We start from the raw sequence: 23,669 nt of genomic DNA, 5'->3' as shown, positions 1-23,669 counted from the left end.
TGATGAATGAAGTTCTCTGTGAGCGGAATGGCGCTAGCCACCGGTGATCTGTTCAGCGTGGTTAAAAATTACCGGCGGCTAGCGCCTTGCCGCTCAGGTATTTTGGTGCGCCGTGGTTAATCTGAATCGGTGTCCGAATTCTCTTTGGCAGCTTTCGCTTTGCTGTACCAGGGTTTGTTGTCGATGGTCAGATAGCGGTCGCTGGTTTTACTGCCCTCGGGGGTGAGCAGTTCAATACGACGCTGCATCGTATCGATGAGCATCCGTCTCCCGTCTTTGAGGTGGAGTTCGTTCCAGGCGTGTCCTCCATGGCGGGTGGCATCACCATAGTTGCCGCGCACCAGTGCGACATCGAGGCCTGCTTCATCGGCCAGGATCTTGAACAGCAGCGCCCGGTGCCGACAGACTCCCGCACCGCAGAGCTGAGTGACGTCGCCGAGTAAGACGCCCTGATTGGCATATTCGTCGGTCAGCAGGGAGACGGCTGCCATGGTGGCGCGGTTGTTTTTGTCCAGCGACATGTTCTGATCGACGTACTGTGCCAGTTTCATTGCCCGTTGATCCGGGGCCAGGGACATGACCTCTTTCGACCGGGCGAATTCCAGGTGTTTTTTCAGGGCGGCGTCCCGCTGGCGGTCGACGACGATCAGCTCCCGCCGGGAACGCGCGTGGCCCTGAGGATCGAGCTGCATACCCCGGCCGCCGTCGACATAACCGTCCGAAATCTTCAGCTGAGGGGCGATAAAATGTTTCGTGTGGTAATCACTGGCGGCCTGTTGTTCCTGTGTTTTCAGGGTAGGGCGTAACTCTTCTGCATTCTGATAGCCGCGGAGGATCAGATCCAGGAAGAGATCCGTACTGCGGGAGTTCGCCTGGTGGACTTCGACCGCCAGCAGGTTGGTGCCGGGCTGGAGTCTGTCTGCAGGGAGTGTGAAACTTTGATACAGGCGTTCCAGCACGCCACCCAGGGCGTTGATCGCGGTGGTTTCTGGTGTCACCTGTCCGCCGGGGAGATTGTTGCGGGCGATCTCGGTGCCGTTCAGGTAGACAACGACGCCGTCATCGCTGCGGATCAACAGGACCAGCTGCTGCAGTTTACTGTCGGCAGGAACCTGAAATGTGTGACGGAAGTAGGTGGTGATCGGTTTGTGCTGTGGATCAGCGCCAAAGCGGACGGTGGTGTTGAGGCCCGCATCACCAAAGCCGAGCGGCGCGGGGCCGGACAACCAGGGCCGGTCATCGAAAGTCCGGAGCATCCAGTCGGCCCGCGGCGGGGTGGCGTTGTCGTCATATTTCCAGACACTCGCTTTACCCGAGGGGATCAGCGTGACTTCGGCTGTAACCGGGAGTGCCTGCAGGCAGAGACTGCAGAGGAACAGCAGGCCGGTGATGATAATCCGCAAGCTGGGCATGGGAGGTGTCTCTCAAGGTGTTTCCAGAAATCCGTCAGGGATCAGGGTTCCGTTACAGGATCATAATCTTCGACCAGTCAAGCGGCGCGTCCTGCTCCTGTCTGGGAGGGGTGCTTCGCTGTGGAGGCTCATTGAGATGACTCCATTCGAGTTTCAGACTGGTGAAAGACTGGCCTCTATTGCTGACTATATTCACAGTGACAGGGACCCAGACCTGGTCGATCTGTTTCCAGCTCACGGTGACCTCGCGAAATGGAAACTCGGGTTGTTCGACTTTAGCGGGATAGAGCCAGAGTTTGTGGGAGAGGAGCGTGAGCCCCTGGCGCTCGTTGAAACAGAGTTCGCTGAGTCTTACCCCGGGTTTATTATTGATGGGGCAGAACCGTTTCAGTCTGACAAACAGCAGGCCGGTGGTTTCGTTTCTGCGAAATGTAATCGAGTCTTGCAGATTGGTTCTGCCCGTGTTCAGAAAGCCTTTGTACCAGAGGTCTGCTGCTGACTGTGAGTCAATAATGTGTCCTGTGAGACTGAACTGGTTGAAACCGGCGTAAAGTGGATTCCAGTACTTCAATGAGCGAGGCATGACCGGCTCCGGTTTCCAGATATACAGAGGATGCGAAACGGTACTGGGGACGCCGTTTCTGAGCCAGAACCGGATCCGCTCTGTATCCGAGAGTTTGACATGCACTTCATACTGCGACTCAAACTCTGTGTCGGTCCATCTTCGAATTCCAGTTTCCAGATTCAGTTGTCCTTCCAGTGTGAATAAATTCCGTGAGATCCGGCTTTGCGGTGCTCCCCTTCCCTGCCGGTGTGTGTAAGCCCTCTGTTCTTCGCCCACCACTTTTACCCGGGCGGTCCGGAGCTGGTCGCGCAGGTCGCGCCAGTCTGTGAGGAGTGCCCGCCAGCGGGAGAATTCAACGTGTTGCGGGTGGATCGGCTGCGGTTTTTTCGCTGTCAGGGGAGCAGAGGTGGTATCGGTCTCAGCGATCGCCAGCGGGAGCCAGCATAACTGGATTGCGGCCAGAACGGGGAGCAGTCGAAAACGGGGCATGGGACTGAGAGGCCTTCCTGAAACAGTATCTGAACGACGCGCTGTCTGTGTAAATGTTTACATGGTCGGGGTGAGGAGGTCAAGGTGTTTTATGTGTGATTTATAATGGGGTGTCGTGAATGACAATCGCGGGGGCAGATTCCCTGTTGAGCACGCATCGAAATTGGATTCTGAATTTGTAAAATTACTCTGTCAGTTTCCTGCTCGCTGCGCCCGGCCCGAATTTTATTCGGGCTCACTCCTGATTTTTATTACAGGCCCTGTTTGCGTTTGAGCTTTTCCTGTCGTTTTTCTTCGCGGCGTTTTTCGCGTTCTTTGCGGCGTTCCTCGCGCTCTTTCTGGATGCGTTCCATTTCTTCGGGGGTGCGTTCGGGGAACAGGCTCTGGATCTGAGAACCGATGCCGCCACCCAGGACGGCGTCGAGGGCATTGACGCCCATCTGCTTGGCGTAGTTACCGACCTGCCGCATGTCGACCTTGGGTTTCTTCAGTGTGCCGCCGATGGGCAGTTTGAGCGGACGGCTGAGCAGGGTTTTGAGCAGCGGCTTCTCACTGTCCTGGGGAATCAGATTGGTGAAGCCGACCTCGGCCACCAGATCCAGTGATTCATCGAGGCCCACCGAACCGGTGGTGGTAATGGTGATGCCTTTCATCTGGACCTGGAAGGGGCTGTGATAGACGCGACCTTCAACCATGTGATAGTGCACGGCCTGATTCTGAACCTGCATGAAGACGGCGTTGGGACCGATCAGCCGACCGTCACGGTTGATGTTGATCATCGCCAGTACCTGATCGATTTTCCCCGCCAGTTCATCGAACAGCGGACCGGGGCCGACTTTGGCTGCCTGGATCGTCAATGTGCCGCGGGCTTCACCCAGTTTCGGTTCTTCGATGGGAATGATGGCAAAGTCCTGGTTCAGGGAGAACTGCCCCTGGATGCTCGTACTGTTGGCGATCATGGGAGCCACGAAGCGGAGCGAGTTGCGGGTCATCTGGGGTGTGAACTGAAACTTGTCGATGACTTCGCCTTTGTGGAAGACGAGCGCCGCCGGCTTGACGTCCAGGCGGATGACGGGATCGATTCGCAGGCGACCGCCGCTGACCTGCAGGTCGAGCGGGGTGATCTGAATCTGCCCGTCTTTGATGCGGGCTTCGATGGTGGTCTTGCCGCTGGTGAGGCCGCGGATATTGGCCTGCTCCCAGCCGATACCGGCTTCCCCGGTGAGGTCATTGTAGCGCGTGGTCGGGACGAACAGGGGCCGGGTATTGGGATAAAGGGGCCGGGGCTGGATGTTGTCGAGGGCCACCGATTCCAGCTGTTCGGAGTGGGGCGAGCCGAGCGGGCCGGTCAGGTTGAAGGGGCGCGTCTCTCTGCCGACGATGTCGACATCGGGACCGAGCTTGCTGCGCAGCAGGGGCGTCAGATTTTCCCAGTCGTAGGTGACTTCACCTGCCAGGCGAATGTTGCGCGTGGTGCTCCAGTGGTCGATTTTTCCTTTGGCGGAGAGGTCGAGCATTTCCGAATGGATCGACATCTGGTTGAGCGAGATCGAGTCTTCCTGCAGGTTCTGACGCGTGTCGCCTTCCAGGCGGATTTCGGGTTCCTGCCAGCTGACGACCCAGCCGGGATTGCGCTGGCTGGCGATCGGTGCTCTGGTGACGCGTGTGTCATTTCGACGGGGGGCTTCGATTGCAAAATTGGAGATAGTCGTCCGCCAGTTGGCCATACGGGCCTGGTCGTTGACGATCACGTTCGCCTGCCCCTTGATGTTTCCATAAAATTTTTGAGCCGGCGGTCCAGCGGGGTTCTGGAACCAGCCGGTGATCTGGTGCAGGTCGCCGTTAAAGGCGAGCGAACCGTCCAGTGCAGGAGAGGGGGCGTCTGCCCGGGGAAGCTGTACTGCGATGCGTTCGCCGTTGACGGCCAGTGCATCACTGCGCCAGGATAACGTGGTCAGCTTGAGTGTTTTCTGTTTGCCATCCCAACTGCCTGCGGTTCTGAGTTCTGCCTGCGGTTCATCGATCCAGAGGGACGGCGATGCGACGTGCAGATTGGTCAGATCGAGGGTTGTGTTTTCGTGGACCACATATTGATCTCCGAAGGAGACGGCAGAGGAGAACTGAATATCGCCGCCCAGTTGCAGATCCTGACTGCCAAGCGGCCGCACACGATCGGCCCAGGAGGCGATTTTACCCCGCAACTGAATCTGGAACGGGAGCAGTTGTTTTTTGTCGGTGGCCGCTTTGCGTTCGATGGTGGTCGGGGATTTCAGCTTGGCCTGGAAGGCGTCGTCGCCGGCAAACAGCGTGACGATGAAGCGTTCGACGTGCAGCTGTTTCTCGTCGGTTTTTCCTGCCCCTTCGATAGTGAGGTCGAGTTTGGGTTCGCTCCAGCCTCTGCGATCGGGAACGGCCAGTTGCACATTTTGAAAATTCAGGTAGGACTGCGTTTCCCAGTTCTGGCCATCGATCTGAAAATCGACTTCTCCTTTCAGTTTGCCCTTGAGGGCGACCGACTGCAGATCGACAAACTGTTCCAGGTGTTGCGAGAGCAGATCCAGGTTGGCTTCGAGCTGAATTTTGAGGTCGCGCGCATTTCCGCTGCCGCTCAGTTTGAGGAAATCGGATGCGCAGCGGAGGGACTGAATCTCGAACTGTTCGGCTTCGCGGCGGACGCGCATCAGCAGTTCAATCGGCTGCTGCCAGCGGATTTCGCGTCCCTGATTGACGCCGGTCAGGTCGGAGGTTTTCAGCGCGACGAGCCAGGTCTGATCTGCCTCTTGTTCGGGTTGCTTCGGATTATAATTCGAAAGCTCAAAGTTGACGTTTCCGGAGGTGATCTGCATGCCCGGTTTGAGATGGACTGTTTCAGGCAGTTGACGGGCCGCTTCGGCGAGGTCCAGATTGCCGGTGAGCTTTAACCTGGATTTCAACAGTCCGGCCAGTTTTTCGCGGCGGTCCGGATCCTTGAGATCGTCCCAGTTGATTTTTCCCTGCAGCGCGAGTTGACCCAGTTGGGATTCTGCCTGGGCCCGTTGGAAGTCGATCACGCCCTCAGCGGCCTGCAGATCGAGGTTCCCACGGGCATAGTCGGTGGAAATCTCATCGTTGCCGATGACTTCTGGGGCGCCCAGGACAAAGGGGGCGGCTTCCCAGTTACCTTTGACGGTGAAGCGGGGCTCCTCTTTCGTGCCCGACCATTTGACTTCCATCTCGGAATTGGAGATCCCGTCAAGATAGGCGCCTGGAGAGAGGGCCTGGACCAGCGGTGTTAACTGTTTCAGATCGAAGAAGCGGGATTTGAATTTCAGGGAGCCAGAGCGGGAGGCATCGGGTTGTTGAGTGTTGACCACGCTGGCGACGAAAGCGATTTCCGCGGGCTTTGTTTTACCCGCCTGTTCGTCAAGTTTTTCCTGCCAGTTGCCTTCGACCAGCACCGGCTCGGTCCGCTGGCCGGGACGGGTGACGGTGATGTTCATCCCGGTCAGATACGGTGTTTCCTTCTGTTCCGGGTCGACGACAATCAGGTTCAGATCGGAAAGATGGAGCGTGAGCGATTGCCGGGGGCCGGATTTGGCGCCTTCGTCTTTGCCCGGTTCTCCTTCGGGATGTTCTTTGGTCCCTTTATTCAGGACCGCGGTGATAAAGTCCCGGTTGGCGATGCCCTGTTCGTTGACGTAGGTGTAGGAATCGACGCCGGTCACGTTAACATTGCCGACCTGCTTGCGGTCTTTCGCCAGCTCCCAGAGTGTCTTCTGCGTCTGGATCTGTTTGATGTGTACGACAGGGCGGCCTTCGAAATCCTGGAGTACGATGTTCTGAAATTCGACGGGCTGGCTCCAGCTGAGTGTGACAGCCCCGGTTTTGATGTCTGCGGGGTAGCGTTTGAGGACCAGCGGCAGGATGGAATTTTTCAGCGATGTGCCGGAGATGATCTGCGGTGCGAACCAGATGAGAAGGCATAGGACGCCCAGCAGGATCAGCAGGGTGCGGCCGAACGAGCTTTTCTTTTTTTCCGTGTCTGAGTCGTTTCTGGTCGCAGCGGTATTGGTTTTCTCTGGCTGGGACATGGTCCGTTCCTGTTTTGAATTCCGTTATCTTTGGCGCCCCGCAGTCGGGAGTGTCGTTCTCATCCGTGCCTGAAGTCCGGTAGCCCACACATAGGACACTATATGGGGATTTTGGGGGAGCGACAATGTTGGTTCCACGAAGATTCCGGGAGCGGGCCAGAGAAAAAGACTGAAAAACAGATGATTTCCTGCGCCTGATTTTCGGTAGAGAGTGTTCTTCGTTGCGGGGACTGCCTATGATAGTAGGTGCCTGGCGCATTGCGAATTACCTGAACCCGTCATGAGAAACGAAAGATAAATGGACACCTTAAAGGCAATTGAAGAAAGACGTTCTGTCAAAGCATACGATCCCGAACATCGGATGACCGATGAGGAAATCCAGAAACTGCTCTCCTATACCATGCTCTCGCCGACGGCCTTTAACATTCAGCACTGGCGGTTCCTTGTGGTGAAGGATCCGGAGCTGCGTCAGAAGCTGCGAGAGGCCTCCTGGAACCAGGCGCAGGTGACCGATGCTTCGCTGCTGGTCGTGATCTGTGCGGATCTGAAAGCGTGGGAGAAGGAGCCGGACCGTTACTGGAAAAATGCCCCGGAACCGGTGCAACAGGCCCTGGTGCCCATGATTCTGAATTATTACAAAGACAATATCGAGGCCGAGCGGGACGAAGCAATGCGTTCCTGCGGTATGGCCGCCCAGACCATGATGCTGGCCGCCAAGGAGATGGGTTACGATACCTGTCCGATGGACGGCTTCGACTTCGATAAAGTGGCTGAGTTGATCAACCTTCCTGAAGATCATCTGATCTCGATGTTCGTGGTAGTCGGCAAGGCCCTGCGACCCGCCAATGAAAGAGCTGGACAGCTAACATTAGATGAGGTCGTAATTTACGATAGATTTACATAATTTATCCCGGCGAACCCTCAATAAGTGGCTCGGGTTTGTTAAGATACGACCAATTTAATAATCATTCTTTAGAAAATATGGTGTATCTCATGAGCGAACAGCCTTCTTCGAATCTGATCAAGCGCATTCTCAGCAGTCTCGGGCCAGCCATTATTACGGCATCGGTGGTGCTGGGGCCGGGCAGTATTCTGTCGGCTTCCAAAATCGGACACACTTATGCCTACCAGATGAACTGGGTCCTCGTCATTGCTGTGATCATGATGATTGCGATGACGGCGCTGTCGGCCCGGCTGGGGATTCAGCTCGACGGGACGATCTGTGACGAACTGGCGAAGCGGGCGGGACGTCCGGTGGCAGCCGCAACGGGGATCATCCTGTTCCTGATCGTCGCCTGTTTTCAATACAGTAACAACCTGGGGGTACTGGCTGCGGTTGAGCCGTTTATCGGGTCGCAAAGTAACGCAGACATCATGATCATTATTGGCATGAACGTGTTTATCATGCTGGCGCTGTATGGATTTAAACACCTCTACTCAATGATCGAGACCCTGATGAAAATTCTGGTGGCGGTCATGATCATCGCTTTCGCCATCAATCTGATCATGGCGAAACCGGACTGGGGGGCCGCGATTGCCGGCTTTATTCCTTCGTTGCCGGAATTCGACACCAGCAAGGTCAAATTCAGTGAGGTGATGACACCGATTGTCGCCATCTACGCGACCACATTCTCTGTGGGGGGGGCCTTTTATCAGTCCTACCTGGTGCGGCAGAAAGGCTGGACCCGCTATAACCTCAAACAGGGGCTGATCGATTCAACCGTGGGCATCTGTGTGCTGGGGCTGATTACGATGATGGTTCTGATCACCGCCGCCAAGGTGCTGTACCAGAATCCCGAGGTGGGAGAGCTGAACTCGGTCGCGGATGTCGCCAAGAGCCTGGAGCCCGGTTTCGGCACGTTTGGGGTGATCATTTTCTCGCTGGGAATTTTTGCCGGTGCCTTCAGTTCGTTCCTGGTGAATGCGGTGATTGGTGGTTCGGTCCTTTCGGATGGCTTAGGCAAGGGAGGCTACATTGATGAGAAGTGGCCCAAGCTGTGTACGGTCGCTGCCCTGATGTCCGGGATGGTGGTTGCCATCTACACGAACACGGTGTTAGAAGGGGAGAAGCCGGTTAATCTGATTATCTTCGCCCAGTCGCTGACCGTGCTGGGGATTCCGATGCTGGCGATTGCCATGCTCTGGCTGGCCACCCGTCCCGACATGAAAGGGGAGAATGCCATTCCTTTCTGGATGAAGTTCCTGGGCTTTATCGGACTGATTACCTCGATCCTGCTGGCCGGTCGAACGGTATTTAATCTGTATCAGCAGTTGACGGGCGGTTAACAGGCTGGCTATGGAGGCTGCTGCTTAAAGAGCCATCTGGTCCGGTTCTTCGCCGTGTTTTCTCCAGCCGGTGGTCAGGTGATCGTCGGTCTGGGTGGGCGATTTGATGTGGTGCACTTCCAGGTCGGAGACGTGCAGTGAAGCGGTTTCGACGTAAAAGCCCAGCATCCCGCTGCTGAAGTTCGCATCGGCCAGGGAGAGGATCACGTTGCCGTCGATGCTCAATTCATGATAACTGCCGAAGGAGACCATCTGCACTTCGACATCGCGAGGCTCGACGGCCCGCCAGAAGCCATCCTGCAGAGACTCGAACTGCATCATGTGCTCGCCCGATTTGAGTGGACCCGTTTTCCAGGCGCGGAACTGGGCGATGCCTTTCATCAGGTCCAGCGAGAGGTAATATCCGTCATGTGTTTCATCGTCGATCCGGCAGAGCAGACCACATTTGCCGGCCCCTTTCATCGAGACCCGGCACCGCATGCGAAAGCAGTTGACTTCTTCGTCGAAGACAAATCCCTGGAAGCCGGCCTGGCTGATCAGTTCGAGCGTATCGTCGAGCATGCAGAAGTAGGATTCATCGCGTGTGCCTTTGAGTGTATGCAGGCAGCGGGCATCGAGGGTGTCGACAATCCGGTTGATGATACCTTCATAGGTCTGCAGTTTTAACTGACCGTTATGACGACGAATGAGCCGCTTGGGAGGGGGCAGGATATTATTCGTCAATCGATCATGAGGATCTCGGACGTAGAAATTCCAGAGCAGAAGCCCCTGGTCGTCCTGGCAGATGCGGCCGGCGTAGTTGCCCTGGGCCAGCAGGACATTGTCATAGTAATTTCGCCAGGGCTGATCCAGATGGGATGTGTGCCAGTAACGGATCTTGGCGTCTTCGCGCAGGCTGCCGATCAGGTAATAATCTCCGTCAATGTGAAACAGGTTGGGGACTTCAATGTCATCATACATCATGGGAGCGTGTAACGGGGGTAGTGCCCGGAACTGATTCGGAGCAATTTCTTCCATCAGGCCGACACAACCCCGTCGCACCAGCGGTCCTTCGTTGGTGCGGGCTGCCATCAACAGCCAGCCCTGATCTTCCTCGCGAAAATAGAAGGGATCGCGGAAGCTGATCCAGTTGCGTTCTTCGTCCACAGAAGATTCGTAATGCGCATCGTCCGGCTCCAGCGGGAAGCTGCTTTCCGGATTCTGTTTCGCCTTGATGTTGTTGGAGACCGAGCAGGCGAGTTTTTTTCGTGTCTGTTGCACAATCTCGGGATCGTCGTGGCCGCGCTGGTCCTCCCAGTTGACATCCGCTTTCTGCCAGTGGAACAGATCTTTGCTGAACGCCATTCCGATCCGCTGCTTCTTCCCCTGATCGCGGCGGGAGACGCCGGTATAAAACATTCGCCAGTGGCCCGGCTGATGCGGATCCGGGGTGACATGCATGGTCCAGAGCATCAGATCGTCCCAGCCGCCCGGATCGCCGATAAACAATGCATTATCGACACGGCGCCAGTTCAGTGCGTTATCGCTGATCGCGTGTGCGATGAAATCATGGTTGGGCAGGACCAGGTGAAACAGATGGTAGAGTCCATCGTGATAGATGACGTCAACATCGCCGATACTTTTGCGGCTCCAGGCAGATTCAGAAAACATGTCGGGTCTTTATGATTCGATGTGGGGACAGATTGGTTCGCTGCTGCGGAAATGAAATCGCCTTTCTATCTTAACCGTAACCCGTGCGTGTGCAAGTCGTCATTCGTCTAACTGGCTGCTGCTGAAATCCATTCCCCGGTTGTTCTGCAGGAATACGCAATGGTGCTTCCTAATTCTGTTGGGGATAAAATGCCTCCAGATCTTCCGCGATGGAAAAATTGGGACGGAACCCATTGGTATCATCATCGTATGCGAAGGCCAGTCCGGACTTGCCCAACAGTTCTGCAAAGAGATAATGGTTGAGGGTCTGTATCACCGCTTCCCAGGGAGTGAGCTGAGTGTCGATTGCGTCGAGTCCTGTTAATTTCAGTGCCTGTTCTTCTTCGATGACTGCGGTGTGAATGTCTTCGGCAGCCAACCCGAATCCCCCTCCCCCGTCGACCAGGTAGGCTCCGTAGTTGTAGAGCACATCCAGAAAACTGCGGACGATGGGGGGAAGGCTTTTGTCCTTAATCAGGTCCTGCGTTCCCTCTTTTAAGCCGTCGCGTCCGTGCAGGACGTCTCTCAGGCAGATCCGCTGACCGGCGGCCAGGGCATCCGCGTGGGGGATGGCTTTATGAAACTCGGTTCTTGTGGCGGGATAGACCCAGTTGGGCGGGTTTCCCGCGCAGCGCTTTTCAAAAAACCGCAGCCGAGGCATAGCGAAGACCAGAGCATGTTTGATCGTCGGTTTGTCTTCGCCTTCATTGATCTTAAGGTCTTCCGGCAGCAGTAGTCCGCCCAGATAGGGAAGCCCTGTCGCCCGGGAGCTGCCACTGGGGTCAATTTCCGGGTGCCGCGCACCGACACCGCGGGTATCAAAACAGGAGACGGAACCCGTTGCCAGGATCTTTTCGCCAGGAATGCCACCCCCCTTTGAGAGACCATTCGCGTCGAGTGCCGTGGTGACCTGCCAGAAATCGTATTCCAGATGATTAGAAACGTCGTAGAGGATGATGTTACCGTCCGCACCTGGATCTTCAGGACCGCCGGGGCGAAACTTTCCATCTGGCAGTGGAACCGAGTGCGCCATAAATCCGCTCTGTTGATTCCCGGAACGCGGGAACCAGGGAGAGGGGAATGGTTTGCTGTCGTAAGGCTGCAGTTTGACGTCTCCGGTCAGCACGTTCCCCTGACCGTCCCGTTTGACACGATAGATGGGGAAGGAGAAGTCGTTGTGATTTATAAAGGGAAACTGGTGTTTGCCTCCTCCGCCGTTCTCGAACTTAGCTTCCTGTTGTGCGATGCTGTCCTGCAGCTTCTGGAAATCCGGGGTGCCCTGCTGGCCGTGATCAATCATGGCCTGCCGCTTCTGCTTATCTTCTTCCAGCTGCGTTGTGGCGAAGTCGCGGAAGATCTCGTAAGTCTTCCGGGCCTGTTTTTCGTTGATATCGTCCGGTTTCACACCAGGGATGGCCTGTAGCCAGGGGCTGGCTGGTCCGCACTGGCTCTCAAACAGAGGTAGTTCAAAATGAAACGGGCGTGGAAATTCGGGCTTTGCCATGCTGGCCTCTCTGTGTCGGGAAGGAAGATCGGATTAGATCAAACAAACACCACAGAGACATTGGATCAGATAATACTCATCATCGCCAACAAAATCGGAGAAACATGATCGGGGCGCGGTAATTCCCTCCAGCCCGGTCTGCCGGAGTCAGAGTGAAATGTTTTCGATTTCGAACTGGCCCACAGATTCACGGGGAGGCTGATAGGGTTCGTAATGCATGATCCGCACATCGAACGGTTCCGGCACATGATAGAGCACGCCGCGCCAGTCGATCATCCTGGTGCGCATGGCCGCCAGCAGGGCGGCAGCAAAGAAATAGACGGTCATTCCCAGGTAGCCCAGGGTCTGGAGAGGCTGACGTCGATAATGATCGCCGCGGGCACGAACTGTCTGATGGATCAGCAGGCTGATCCGGAAGATGGGCAGTGCGACACAGGCATTGGAAACGAACAGCACTCCTGCCGAGGCAGCTGCTGCGGACAGGTTTCCCTGGACCAGGAACAGGACACCGAGCGCGAGCAGTGTGCTTTGTGCGACTGCCGTCATCAGCCCCAGGCTGGCGATGAGCCACCAGTGCGGATGATAGAAGCGTGCATTGACCAGCTGTCGCGTCATGTAGCGGAAGCAGGAATGAAAGGGGATCGATTCTGTATTGACCATGGTGGCTGCCGGGACGAACGCAATTTTGCGATCGAGCCGGGTCGCGATGGATTTGAGGCCCGTGTCTTCCCAGAGCATGCGGGAGAGTGAATGGACCAGTTGCGGATGCGTGAATACATCCCGGCTGAGCGCGATCGAACCGCCCCAGGGAATTTCCAGGGAGACCATCTGCATCAGAGCGGCGGTGTTCCAGGCATGCCGGACCATCGTACCGGGGTTCGCCTGGCGAGGCGCATACCAGCGGATGCCGGAAGAGACTCCGGTCTGCGGATCCTGCAGAGGCGAGACGAGTTCTCTCAACCAGCTGCGATGGGGAACGACGTCTGCATCGAGCCAGGCGACGACTTCCACTTCTTTGTCGACTTCACCAATGGCCTGCACCAGCGATGCATTTTTCAAGCCGCAATTGCCATGCGTGCCTTCGCGGATACTGACGTCGCAATGAGGATGATCGTGTTCAGCGAGATACTGAGCGACGAATGAGTAAGCCGGATCATCAATGTGATCGACGATGATTTTGACCTGATACTCGGGATAGTCCTGGTTCAATAATCCGTGGAGGCAGTCTGAGAGAAATGGATCATTGCCGCGAAGCGAAAGCAGAACCGTTGCGGAGGGCGTGTAATCAGAGTCCGCTGTCCGTGTCAGGTGTGTCCGATAGAGACAGGCGACCCGATGACCCCAGTAGAGATTGAGCAGGGCAAAGCAGAGCAGGCAGAAAGCGCAGATTGTCGCCAGTATCAACATGGGAAACGCTCCAGGATTCAGGATGATGCTCCGTCAATCCGCCGAGTCGCTCACCTCCTGTTCGGGCGGTAAATATTATCTATATTACCTATCTTAGTATTTTCCGGGTTTGGATCAACAAAAATCTGAAAATCGAAGTCCGTGCGCGGAGAAACAGAAGCCAGGTTCCCTTTGCAGGGGTCGTGCAGAGAAGAGGGGGCGGCAACTGGTTTCAAATGAGTGCTGTTAAGGCACTTCGCCGCGTCTGATTTCCGTGCCTGGTGGGTATTCGATGCCCAGTCGCACCTTTTCCGGCTGGATGCGAATCATCATCAGGGAGATTCCGGCGGCAGGCTGGATTTTGTCGTTCGGGTACAGAATATGTGAGACAGGGGTCTCCATCCCGGGCTCACTGACAAGCAGTTGGACCTTGTTGAAGCGAACCCAGCCGACTTTGATTTCCAGGTCGTCAATCCAGACCGACTCCTGGGATTTGCGAGAGAGGACCAGCATCAGTCTGCCTCCGGCTCCGGTTGAGAGGGCTTTTCCGCTTCGATTTCCTGGCCCACTGCGACAGGTTGTCGTACCTGGCCAGCGACAGTGACGGTTCCGTTATCGACTTCGATCTCCTGTTCCGGTTCCAGCATGCCATAGGACTTGCCGTTGACCGAGAGCGCTTCGTTTTCAATTTTGATCTCCACAGCGCCGCAGGTAAATTCATAGGTGGCGCTGTCGCCAAAGGTTACCGAGGTACTGGAGGTCATCGCATTCCCCGGTCTGACGATGACATGATGCGAGCCCATGTCGGTCTCGCTTTCCGCATTCACGCCGACACTCACCCGGCAGCCAGTTGAAATGAGAACTAAGCACAGGCAGGTTGTCAGGACGCAGGAAAATCGATACATGGCGGGAACCCGGTATTATCTGGAGTGACCTGTGAGCGTTTTCTATTTCATTAAAATATCAGAACGACCCAAGAGAAGCAAAAAGATTCTATTCGGCCCCGGGAGGGATGATCTCGCGGAGCGGCAGCACGCGGTCGCGCCATTGCTCCATTTCGAATTCGACATACCAGGGAGTCTTCAGCAGCATGGCTTCGACAACCGTGATCTGTTCATCGCTCTCGAATTGCAACGGATTCTCGCGTTCCCAGTTTTCGACATCTGTTTTCGACTGGAGATGCCAGATTATTTTCAGAGCGGCGCGGCTTTCTGCGGTCGCTTCCTGATCAGTGGACTCGTTGAGAATCTGAAGCAGTTCGCGCTGGCACCAGGGCTGGTTGATCAATGCCAGGATCGCGGCGGCTGTTTCACGATTGTGAGGGATACTGGAACGGAGTGCCTCACGGAACAGCTTCAGTGCCAAATGAGGCTGAAATTCCAGGGCGATTGCTGCCACTTCTCCCAGAGCATATTTCGGAACGTGACTCAAGAACTCGATGGTTCTATCAAACTCATAATCTTGTCGTAACAGAAATTCCAGAGATTGTGCCCATTTTTCTGGACGAGGAAACTCATCAGCACTCCCCAGGAAACTGACGCGTTGCAGGACTTCAGACACCAGGGGACACCAGCAGGAATCGCCCGTCACAGTGATAATATCAAGGGCGGTATCGAGTGTACTGGAATTGTCTGATTTCAGGGCCTGTTTCAAAAAGTCATCCAGGTCCGGGCTCTGGTTTTCCTGCAGCGACTGCAAGGCCAGGCTCTGATTCTTCTTCAAGTCGTACTGATCTTGCAGGAATTGTTCCCGTGCTGCAGTGACACGCCGGGCATGGGCTGTCACTTCGGGGGGGATGTCTGTTGTGTCCAACAGCTGTTGTACGAGTGGGCTGTCGCCGATCACGGCGGCCAGACGCAGCATTGTCTCTGGCTCCGCGTGTCGCTTTGTCAAACTTTCCAGCAGGGGGATGAGGTCTGTGATCTCAAATGACAGTCGACAGGCATGATGTTCGGGGTTCTCCTCCAGAAATTCCTGCTTTTGCAGTTCGTCAAACGCGAACTGGACTGTGTCAATGGAGGCATGCAGTGCGAGTACGCGTGCTTCCCAGAGTTCAGGCTGTCGCAGTGACTTTAAAAATCCCTGATAAAAAAACAGATCGAACCAGTCAGCGGTCTCGTCATAAAAATCGACATCGATCTCTGTACCTGTTTGTTGATGAGTCAGGCAACAGCCACAGCCGTGTAAATAGTATTCCCATTCGGGCAGACCAGGCACAGGGCCGCGATTATCGCCTTCCGGGTGGGCGCCATAGCCTCGTTTGGCCAGTTCCAGCTGGTCGACTCCCAGTCTCTCCTGCAAGATGCGTGATACGAATTCCTGTCGCGGGCGGTGACGGATCAGCGAGAACAGTGTCCAGCTGGCCCAGGGAGTGAGGGGCCAGGGCCGGTCGAGCCAGACTGTGATGAATTCCTTCAGAGGCATGGTATCATCAGAGGCCGCCTGAAGTCGTTGTATCAGTTCCTGTGAGAGCGGTTGCATGGTGGTATTGATTTCTGAATGGAAGCAGGAGAAGTGGATCTGATGACACTACCGAACCTGAACCAACTGTGGCTTGTCTGCTCGATATGAAAATTATAGATTTTTCCAACTCACTTCTCAAAGAAATTAAGTATCTGAATGCAGGCAGCGGCCGGAGCAGCTTTTACGAAGAACGCCTGCCGATTCATCATGCGCGGGTGGATGTACTGCCTGCGGGACTGGATGCGGTGGTGGTGACGGCTGATCTGCAGGGACGAGAACGATTTCAGGAATCGCCGGGAGGACCGCCGCGCCTGCTGGGGGAAGCGCTCCCCCTGCGCCTGGTTCGGGAAGTGCTGCCTGAGGTGGGCGTTCAAGATTCTTCCCGCGTGGCTGCTTTGCTCGCGGGTGATTTTTATACGGTCCCTGCACTCGATAAACGAGGCGGCACCGGGGATGTGAGCGCCGTCTGGCGGGCATTTGGCGATGAGTTTGCCTGGGTGGCCGGTGTGGCCGGCAATCATGACATGTATGGCGAACACAGAGACGCCCGGCCCCGCTTTCCCTCACATCTGCATTACCTGGATGGGGCCAGTGTCGAACTGGGCGAGCTCCGCATCGGGGGGCTCGGGGGGATCATCGGCAATCCGGAACGACATCAGCGACGCAGCGAAGAAGATTACCTGTTTGCCCTCGAACTGCTGTTGGAAGAGCGGATTGACGTTTTATTGACGCACGACGGTCCGCGGGGTCTCAACGCACGGCAGCAGGGATCAGCGCGGGTGCGTGACCTGTTAAGCGAACATCCGGTGCCGCTGGTGGTGCGCGGTCATGCTCATTGGGATCAGCCTTTCATTCAATATGAGAATGGAACCCAGGTGCTTAACGTCGATGCGCGGGCGGTGATTCTGACGTTGTGAACATTCCCAAAACCGTCAAGCCTGTCTATCTCCGTTCTCTTTTGTCTGAATCCACTGCGTCGGGTGATGTGAAATTTCTGTGTAATCACCGGAAATGTCGTTCGTCATCTGGATGCGCACTTGACCGGTTTCTTCCGGAGGTCCATCCTTAACAGTATGCCTGTTAAACGGAATCGTATACCAATGAGTGCCGTCAGCGAAGCCGACCTGCTCAGAGTTCGGGAATCCCGTCACATGGATGATGCACAGTTACTGGAAGCGTTTGAAGCGTGTACGCTGCCGTTCGAGGAATGGACGCACCGGTCCCATCTGCGGGTGGCGTACCTGTATGCGTCGCGATTTCCGTATGCAGAGGCACTGAACCGGATGCGGGCCAGTATCAAAGCCTACAACAAAGCCACCGATACGCCCGAGGAACTGGATCGGGGTTACCACGAAACGATTACGGTCGCCTTCATGCGGCTGGTCACACAGGCGATCGGGGAACGGGGGCCGTTCGCATCGTCGCAGGAATTTTACGAGGCCTGTGGCCCTGCATTGAAGAAAGGGGTGTTGCTCGACTATTACTCCAAAGGGCGGCTGATCACATTGGAAGCGAAACAGGGGTTCGTCGAACCCGATCTGCAGCCTTTGCCCGAAGTATGAGGTGAGTCACTGGATGGTTTGAGTAACAACAGGAGGATTACAACTTGGAAGATCGTAGCCGAGGCACATTGATCGGGCTGGCGGTGGGTGATGCGCTGGGAGCGGCAGTGGAGTTTCAGTCGCCGGGCAGCTTTCCGCCGGTGACCGGTTATCGCGGGGGCGGGCCGCATCCGATTGAACCGGGGGCCTGGACCGACGATACCAGCATGGCGCTCGCGCTGGCTGACAGTATCGCGGAGGTCGGCTGGGATCTGAACGACCAGGCCGAGCGTTACGTGCAATGGTGGAAGACGGGCCGCTACTCGGTCAACGGCCGCTGTTTCGATATCGGGATGACGATCCGCCGGGCCCTGGGAGATTTTTCCGTCAACGGGAATGCGCTCACGTCGGGCGACCCGCATGAATACGCCAGCGGCAATGGTTCGATCATGCGCCTGGCCCCGGTGCCGATGCGTTATGTGGAGTTGTTCGAATCGGATCTGGTTGAGTTCTCCCGGCTGGCGGAAGAGTCGAGCCTGCCCACGCATCCCAGCGAGCAGTGCCGTGATTCTTGCCGCTACCTGGCCTGCGTACTGGCGGCGCTGATCCGGGGAGAGCCGCGGGAAACGGTGCTCGCTGCCGACTGGCAGACACTGCAGCAGTTAAATGAGATCAAGCCCCTGCATCCGCTGGTACAGGAGATCGCGGAAGGGAGCTATCGACGCAAAGAGCCGCCGGAGATCGAAGGTTCGGGCTGGGTGATTCGCAGCCTGGAAGCCGCACTCTGGGCGTTTCACGCTGCCGGCTCGTTTGAGGAAGCTGTCTTGAAGGCAGTGAACCTGGGAGATGATGCCGACACGACCGGTGCGGTCTGCGGTCAACTGGCGGGGGCCTGCTGGGGAGAGTCGAACATTCCCTCCTCTCTACGCGCGGGTCTGGTCCGCCGGGACATGCTGGAACTGGTGCTGACGAAGCTGCTGGATTAAGTCGCCGACGAACAAGTTCTTTACATCAGCATCGGCAGCTGCCATGATAGCTGATGTATACCTCAGCCATCTTTCTCTTTGTGTGAGTGAGCCCGATGATCCCTGGTCCGGAATCGACGTATGATGTACTCCCCTTCTGGTTCTGGTTTGAAAATAACCTGCACCGGTTTAAACAGTTTGAGGATCAGCGGGAAACGCTGATGCAGGATCTGGGGGAGCAACTGCAGGAAGTCGATGAGGGGCTGGTGTTTGAACTTTCCCTGCCCCACGGAAAGGGGACCAGTGAGTTGATCATCAGTGCCGATGGGATTCCGGAAACGTTTCCTGCCGTCCTGGCGTTGATCGACCAGGCCCCGGATCTGCCCGGCTGGACGTTCACCCCGTTTCGCCAGCGGGAAGATCTGTCGCAGGGCGGATTGCAGTTTGGCAACAGGGAATTCAGTGCGAGCGACTTCTATTTCTGGTTGCATCAGGAAGACGGGGACATCGGGCTGTTTATGTTCGTGCCTGGTCTGACGAAAAAGAACTGGGACGAAATGATCGGGGGCGCTTTCATCCTGCTGGACATGGCACTGGGTGAATACGATGCGACAATGAATCTCAGCTTCATCAAATTTCGGCCTCTCCCGGACAATCCCAAAGCCAAAAAACTACTGCCCCTGACCAGACTGCCGCGTGCATTCGATACGCTGTTTCGTGCTTTGAATCAACAATGAGGGTGATCGGGAGATTGAAATGTATCGAAAAGTATTCCCGAGATGCGAGGTAGAAGGATCGCTGGAACCTTTTGCATTCAGTCACTTTGGAAGTACAGATCATATTCCAGGAAAATGCGCGGAATGTGAAAATATGTTTGAAGGGGAATGTGTCCGGGCGATGGATCAGGTGGAAGACTACCTCTCACTGGACTATGGCCCCTGCCGCAAGCCGGGGCCTTGCAATCCAGTCCTCGTCGAAGATCAGTTTCTGAAAAGCAAAGTGTTTGTACCTGAGAAATGCAGAAACTGTTTCAATCTTGAATATCACGCGGTCTTTGGCTTTCGCTGTCATGAAGATGACCAGGTATGGGGACGCTATGGGAAGACACTGGACTGGGGCCACTGGTCACCCGACCTGCCGAACATCGGTCTTGCTTCACATCGAGAAGTTTCCATGGAGTTGCTGCAGGCAGTCAAAGAGGAACAGGAGGTTGCCGCGATCCGCATCTACCGGGAACTCCATCCCGGCACGACGATTCGCGAAGCCAGGGATGCGTACCAGGAGCTGAAAGAAAAGTGGCAACGATACGGTGATAACGAGACAGAAGCATGACGCAGGCGGAATTGATTTCGTTTCTGGAATCGCTCGGAGCCGATGTGGTTGTGCGTAAGTTTGGTCCCCAGGATACAACACCTGATTCAGTCTGTGCCTATTTTGTCCCAGAACCAGAACCATTTGAAGGAATTCGCGCATGGAAATATATGCTGATGCTGCATGAGTTCGAGGATGGCTGGGCGATCAATTATGGGCAATCTCCTCGCACGAGAGCGCTAAAGGGTCAGGAACTGAAGGCGCTGCTGACCGAGTGGGTGCGCGAGCCAAATGAAAAGCTGTTTTTGCAGTATGGTCTGGAATAATAAACGAGCGCACTAGATTTCTATTTTCGAAATCCCCGACATTTTCTTTACTTCCAGTTACCCGCCGGGCATGATGGAGTAAGCGTCTTTAGCGAAATCACTCTGTTCCTGCTGTCGAGGTAACGCGGTTATGCTGGTGAAGAAACTGAAAGAGAAACTGGTTCGGGGCGAGACCGTGTATGGGTCGCTGTTTCAGCATGCGGTGGTGCCGGCGATGGTGGAGTCGATCCCGGAGAACTCGCTCGATTTTGTGATCGTCACGCCCGAGCATACGACGCTCGACCTCGCGGAGTTTCTGCCGCTGCGGTATGCCCTGCAGTCGAAAGGCATCGTCTGCCTGGCCCGCACGCACAGTCGCGACGCTGCGGATGTGGCCCGTGTGTGCGATACGTTCGACGGCGTGGTGGTGCCTTATGTCGAAACATACGAAGAGGCACAGCAGCTGGCGGCGGCCGCCGTCTATCGGCCGTTGAAAGGGATCGTGCTGGAGAAGGCCCTTAAGGAGGGCAAGTTCGTCAATCAGAAGACGGCCGACTACATCGAGAAAAAGAACGAGAACACGCTGTTTATTCCGATGATCGAATCGGTGCCCGGGATCGAGAACCTGGAGAAGATCTGTTCGATTCCCGGCGTGCATGCGGTCTTCGTTGGTCCCGGGGATCTGACGACCAATATGGGGATCCCCGGCGAGTACGACAACCCGGAACTGATCGCCGCGATCCAGAAGGTGATTGACGTGGCCAACGGGCAGCATGTGGCGGCGGGTTGCTGGTTCGGGACCACACAGCAGGCGCTGCGGACGATTCGCCAGGGGGCGCGACTGGTCGTGTATGCCAACGACGGGCTGATGCTGACGCACGCGATGCAGAGTGCGTTTGGGGAACTGCGGAAGGGATGACGTGTCTGGGGCGTTCATTTTCCTGAGCGGAATGGCGCTAGCCACCGGTGATCTGTTCGGCGCGGCTAAAAATTACCGGCGGCTAGCGCCTTGCCGCTCAGATTTAAATAGGTGAGCTGATACATGAATGAACCATTCACATATTTCATCACCTGGACGACCTACGGAACGTGGTTACCGGGAGATTGACTTAGAAGACTCTAGCATTTGTGAAAAGTCGAACCTACTGTGAGCGGAATGGCGCTAGCCACCGGTGATCTGTTCAGCGCGGTTAAAAATTACCGGCGGCTAGCGCCTTGCCGCTCAGATTTAAATAGGTGAGCTGATGCATGAATGTGCTAATCACATATTTCTTTACCCGGACGACCTACGGAACGTGGTTACCGGGAGATTGACTTAGAAGACTCTAGCATTTGTGAAAAGTCGAACCTACTGTGAGCGGAATGGCGCTAGCCACCGGTGATCTGTTCGGCGCGGCTAAAAATTACCGGCGGCTAGCGCCTTGCCGCTCAGATTTAAATAGGTGAGCTGATACATGAATGAACCATTCACATATTTCATCACCTGGACGACCTACGGAACGTGGTTACCGGGGGATCAACGTGGCTGGCGTAAAACGAACAGCGGTGATCAACCAGCGCAACCGTTGCTTGAGCAATGGAGTCGGAATCAGATGCAGGAACGACCAGTGCGGTTGAACCAAATTCAGCGTGAGAAAGTTGAAACGGTTTGTCACGAACACGCTTTGATTCGAGGGTGGCTGGTTCATGCCATCAGCGCCCGATCGAACCATATTCATGTCGCCGTCACTGCTGCCTCAGAGCCTAAGCTGGTTCGTGATCAATTTAAAGCGAATTCAACGCGTGTCCTGCGTCAGGAACCCGAGCCAGTGATGAATACCAAAATCTGGTCACGTGGAGGTGATATTGAGTTGATTGATGGAGATGAAGATAGTCTGGAACGTGTTGTGATTTATATTACCGAAGCGCAGGATCGAAAAGATCGAGATCAGCGTCAATTATGAGCGGAATGGCGCTAGCCACCGGTGATCTGTTCGGCGCGGTTAAAAATTACCGGCGGCTAGCGCCCAATGGCACTTACCTTAGAAATAACCGTCAAAAAAGCCGCGACTGGCATGGTATTTGCGCACAACTTATAACTTCTTTAGAAAGGAGTCATATTGGCATGTGTGCAAAACGAACGATCCCCGCTGATCCCCAACTCGATCAGGAATTCGACAAAGCCTTCGAACAGATTCAGGAACTGGTCGACCTGAGCCAGGCCGACGCGTTATTTCCTACACATCCGAACGCCGTTTATACGACCAGTGTCGTCCTCTGGATGCTCGTGTATCAGCGGATGAATCCCGATGCCTCTCTGGAAGCGGCTGTCAAAAAACTACTGGATTCCAAACCAGAGCTGCTGCCCGATAATAAACGCGTCTCAGAAGGGACGCTCTCGCTTAATACAGGCGCCTACAGCCGGGCCAGAACGCGTCTGCCGTGCAGTGTTGCCGAATGGTTTGCCAGGCAGGTCAGTCAGTCCATGATTGAAGCGTCGCCGGCGTCGTTCCAAGACCGTCGCGTGTTCATGATCGACGGCACCACGATCACGCTTGCTCCAGAAGCAGAACTGCAGAAGGTTTATCCTCCCGCTTCGAATCAATACGGTGAAGGGGTCTGGCCTGTGGCTTTACTGGTGGTCGCGCATGAACTCTCCAGCGGCGCTGCCCTGGTTCCGGAAGTGGGCGCCATGTACGGTCCCGAGGCCGTGTCTGAAACAGCGCTGATCGACAACTGCCTGACGCAAATGCCCCCTGACAGTATTGTCATGGCAGATGCCGGCTATGGTATTTTCTCCGTGGCCCACAAGGTTCAGCAGGCGGACCTGTCATTCCTGTTCCGACTGTCTAAGCAGCGGTTCGATCGACTGCGCAAGACTGCAACTCTGGTTGATGAAGGCGCGAACTGGAAGACCTGGTCCTGTCAATGGCAGCCCAGTCCCAGTGAGCGCAAGAAACATCCCGATTTGCCTGCCGACGCGGTGCTGTCGGTGCAACTGCATGAATTCGAAACGGAGGAAGGGAAGCCGATATACCTGGTAACCAGTCTGGATGAATCAGTCGAGATGTTGTCCGACCTGTATGCGCGGCGGACCGATGTCGAGACCGATATTCGCAATATCAAAGTGGTCCTGGACACCGAAAACATTCGTGCGCGGAGCGTGGAGATGTTCCACAAGGAACTGCTGACTTCGATGGTATCCTATAATCTGGTGGTTCAATTCCGGCGTCAGGCGGCAGAGCTGGTGAAGGTGCCTCCCCGTCGCATGAGCTTCAAACGAACCTGGACCACGTACCGGCAGTTTCTGCTGTCGTCCATGTATACCACGGCCGCCGACTGGAGAGAACGCTATCGTTTCGCGCTGGGGATCGCCATGCAGGATAAGCTTCCCAATCGACCGGGACGTAAATATCCAAGGGAAGCGTATCGACGCCGAACTAAGTCAACTCACTTCAAAAAACGAGAGAAAGGATCAGATGCGTCAGAAAAATGAAGTAAAGTAAGTACCATTAGGCTAGCGCCTTGCCGCTCAGTTGATTGTCTTAGCTACGGAACGAACACTGTAAGTCTCTATTTATATTAGGTTTAGAGTTAGATTCCCTTGTCAGAAAGCAACAGGTGGTTAATCGACTCATCAAAACTTATTGATGTTTCCGATAAATCTTTTTATCATGGCAGCTTGTGAAAGCGCTGGTTGAGAT

At 55.5% G+C, this 23,669-nt stretch carries 20 protein-coding genes; 11 read left to right on the top strand and 9 right to left on the bottom strand.

Features of this window, described 5'->3' with window-relative positions; genetic code table 11:
- Nucleotides 1-116: 116 nt before the first annotated feature.
- The 3 genes from Enr10x_RS29135 to Enr10x_RS29125 all read right to left on the bottom strand — a co-directional run bounded on the left by Enr10x_RS29135 (nt 117) and on the right by Enr10x_RS29125 (nt 6,536).
- Nucleotides 117-1,412 carry an EDR1-related protein gene (locus Enr10x_RS29135; RefSeq protein WP_145452520.1) on the bottom strand — a complete coding sequence of 432 codons (1,296 nt, stop codon included), beginning with the start codon at nt 1,410-1,412 and terminating at the stop codon, nt 117-119.
- Nucleotides 1,413-1,464: 52 nt separating this feature from the next.
- Nucleotides 1,465-2,466: a hypothetical protein gene (locus Enr10x_RS29130; RefSeq protein ID WP_145452519.1), complete on the bottom strand. Its 1,002-nt coding sequence runs from the start codon at nt 2,464-2,466 to the stop codon at nt 1,465-1,467.
- A 251-nt stretch (nt 2,467-2,717) separates the two neighbouring features.
- Nucleotides 2,718-6,536: an AsmA family protein gene (locus Enr10x_RS29125; protein WP_145452518.1), complete on the bottom strand. Its 3,819-nt coding sequence runs from the start codon at nt 6,534-6,536 to the stop codon at nt 2,718-2,720.
- A gap of 298 nt (nt 6,537-6,834) precedes the next feature.
- On the opposite strand from Enr10x_RS29125, the gene Enr10x_RS29120 reads away from it, so the two are divergent.
- Together Enr10x_RS29120 and Enr10x_RS29115 are read left to right on the top strand one after the other, a co-directional pair.
- Nucleotides 6,835-7,440: a nitroreductase family protein gene (locus Enr10x_RS29120; RefSeq protein WP_145115770.1), complete on the top strand. Its 606-nt coding sequence runs from the start codon at nt 6,835-6,837 to the stop codon at nt 7,438-7,440.
- An 89-nt stretch (nt 7,441-7,529) separates the two neighbouring features.
- Nucleotides 7,530-8,822 (top strand): Nramp family divalent metal transporter, encoded by a 1,293-nt coding sequence (locus tag Enr10x_RS29115; protein WP_197997412.1) that lies wholly within the window; start codon nt 7,530-7,532, stop codon nt 8,820-8,822.
- Between the two features lie 24 nt (nt 8,823-8,846).
- Here Enr10x_RS29115 and Enr10x_RS29110 read toward each other — a convergent pair whose 3' ends face one another.
- The 6 genes from Enr10x_RS29110 to Enr10x_RS29085 form a co-directional block, all read right to left on the bottom strand.
- Nucleotides 8,847-10,472 carry a glycoside hydrolase family protein gene (locus tag Enr10x_RS29110; protein WP_145452516.1) on the bottom strand — a complete coding sequence of 542 codons (1,626 nt, stop codon included), beginning with the start codon at nt 10,470-10,472 and terminating at the stop codon, nt 8,847-8,849.
- Between the two features lie 169 nt (nt 10,473-10,641).
- Entirely contained in the window at nt 10,642-12,015 is a 1,374-nt protein-coding gene (locus Enr10x_RS29105) for a hypothetical protein (RefSeq protein WP_145452515.1), read from the bottom strand.
- Nucleotides 12,016-12,162: 147 nt separating this feature from the next.
- Complete coding sequence (locus Enr10x_RS29100; protein ID WP_145452514.1) at nt 12,163-13,422, bottom strand: glycosyltransferase; 1,260 nt, start codon at nt 13,420-13,422, stop codon at nt 12,163-12,165.
- Between the two features lie 225 nt (nt 13,423-13,647).
- Nucleotides 13,648-13,914, bottom strand: coding sequence for a carbon storage regulator (locus Enr10x_RS29095; protein ID WP_145452513.1), 267 nt, complete (start codon nt 13,912-13,914; stop codon nt 13,648-13,650).
- Nucleotides 13,914-14,306, bottom strand: a complete 393-nt coding sequence (locus tag Enr10x_RS29090; protein ID WP_145452512.1) for a hypothetical protein — start codon at nt 14,304-14,306, stop codon at nt 13,914-13,916. Before Enr10x_RS29090 ends, Enr10x_RS29095 begins: the two co-directional genes overlap by 1 nt.
- Nucleotides 14,307-14,394: 88 nt before the next feature.
- Nucleotides 14,395-15,882, bottom strand: a complete 1,488-nt coding sequence (locus tag Enr10x_RS29085) for a DUF6896 domain-containing protein (protein WP_145452511.1) — start codon at nt 15,880-15,882, stop codon at nt 14,395-14,397.
- 86 nt (nt 15,883-15,968) lie between these two features.
- Here Enr10x_RS29085 and Enr10x_RS29080 point away from each other — a divergent pair, with 86 nt between their 5' ends.
- From Enr10x_RS29080 to Enr10x_RS29040, 9 genes are all read left to right on the top strand, one after another.
- Nucleotides 15,969-16,781: a metallophosphoesterase family protein gene (locus tag Enr10x_RS29080; RefSeq protein ID WP_145452510.1), complete on the top strand. Its 813-nt coding sequence runs from the start codon at nt 15,969-15,971 to the stop codon at nt 16,779-16,781.
- A gap of 183 nt (nt 16,782-16,964) precedes the next feature.
- Nucleotides 16,965-17,426: a hypothetical protein gene (locus Enr10x_RS29075; protein WP_145452509.1), complete on the top strand. Its 462-nt coding sequence runs from the start codon at nt 16,965-16,967 to the stop codon at nt 17,424-17,426.
- 44 nt (nt 17,427-17,470) lie between these two features.
- Entirely contained in the window at nt 17,471-18,391 is a 921-nt protein-coding gene (locus Enr10x_RS29070) for an ADP-ribosylglycohydrolase family protein (RefSeq protein WP_145452508.1), read from the top strand.
- Nucleotides 18,392-18,486: 95 nt separating this feature from the next.
- The gene (locus tag Enr10x_RS29065; protein ID WP_145115738.1) at nt 18,487-19,107 is read left to right on the top strand and encodes a hypothetical protein; all 621 of its coding nucleotides are present in this window, start codon (nt 18,487-18,489) and stop codon (nt 19,105-19,107) included.
- 133 nt (nt 19,108-19,240) lie between these two features.
- The gene (locus tag Enr10x_RS29060; protein ID WP_197996297.1) at nt 19,241-19,702 is read left to right on the top strand and encodes a hypothetical protein; all 462 of its coding nucleotides are present in this window, start codon (nt 19,241-19,243) and stop codon (nt 19,700-19,702) included.
- Nucleotides 19,699-20,007 (top strand): hypothetical protein, encoded by a 309-nt coding sequence (locus tag Enr10x_RS29055; RefSeq protein WP_145115735.1) that lies wholly within the window; start codon nt 19,699-19,701, stop codon nt 20,005-20,007. The genes Enr10x_RS29060 and Enr10x_RS29055 overlap by 4 nt, the downstream gene beginning before the upstream one ends.
- A gap of 130 nt (nt 20,008-20,137) precedes the next feature.
- The gene (locus Enr10x_RS29050) at nt 20,138-20,905 is read left to right on the top strand and encodes an HpcH/HpaI aldolase family protein (protein WP_145115733.1); all 768 of its coding nucleotides are present in this window, start codon (nt 20,138-20,140) and stop codon (nt 20,903-20,905) included.
- A 535-nt stretch (nt 20,906-21,440) separates the two neighbouring features.
- Entirely contained in the window at nt 21,441-21,929 is a 489-nt protein-coding gene (locus Enr10x_RS29045; protein ID WP_145115730.1) for a transposase, read from the top strand.
- Between the two features lie 161 nt (nt 21,930-22,090).
- On the top strand, nt 22,091-23,461 hold the full coding sequence (locus Enr10x_RS29040; protein ID WP_145103899.1) for an IS4 family transposase: 1,371 nt from the start codon (nt 22,091-22,093) through the stop codon (nt 23,459-23,461).
- Nucleotides 23,462-23,669 lie beyond the last annotated feature (208 nt).

The organism is Gimesia panareensis (genome assembly GCF_007748155.1).
GTDB lineage: Bacteria > Planctomycetota > Planctomycetia > Planctomycetales > Planctomycetaceae > Gimesia > Gimesia panareensis.
Note: the sequence above shows the minus strand (reverse complement) of the source record. Positions and strands in the feature narration are given on the sequence as shown.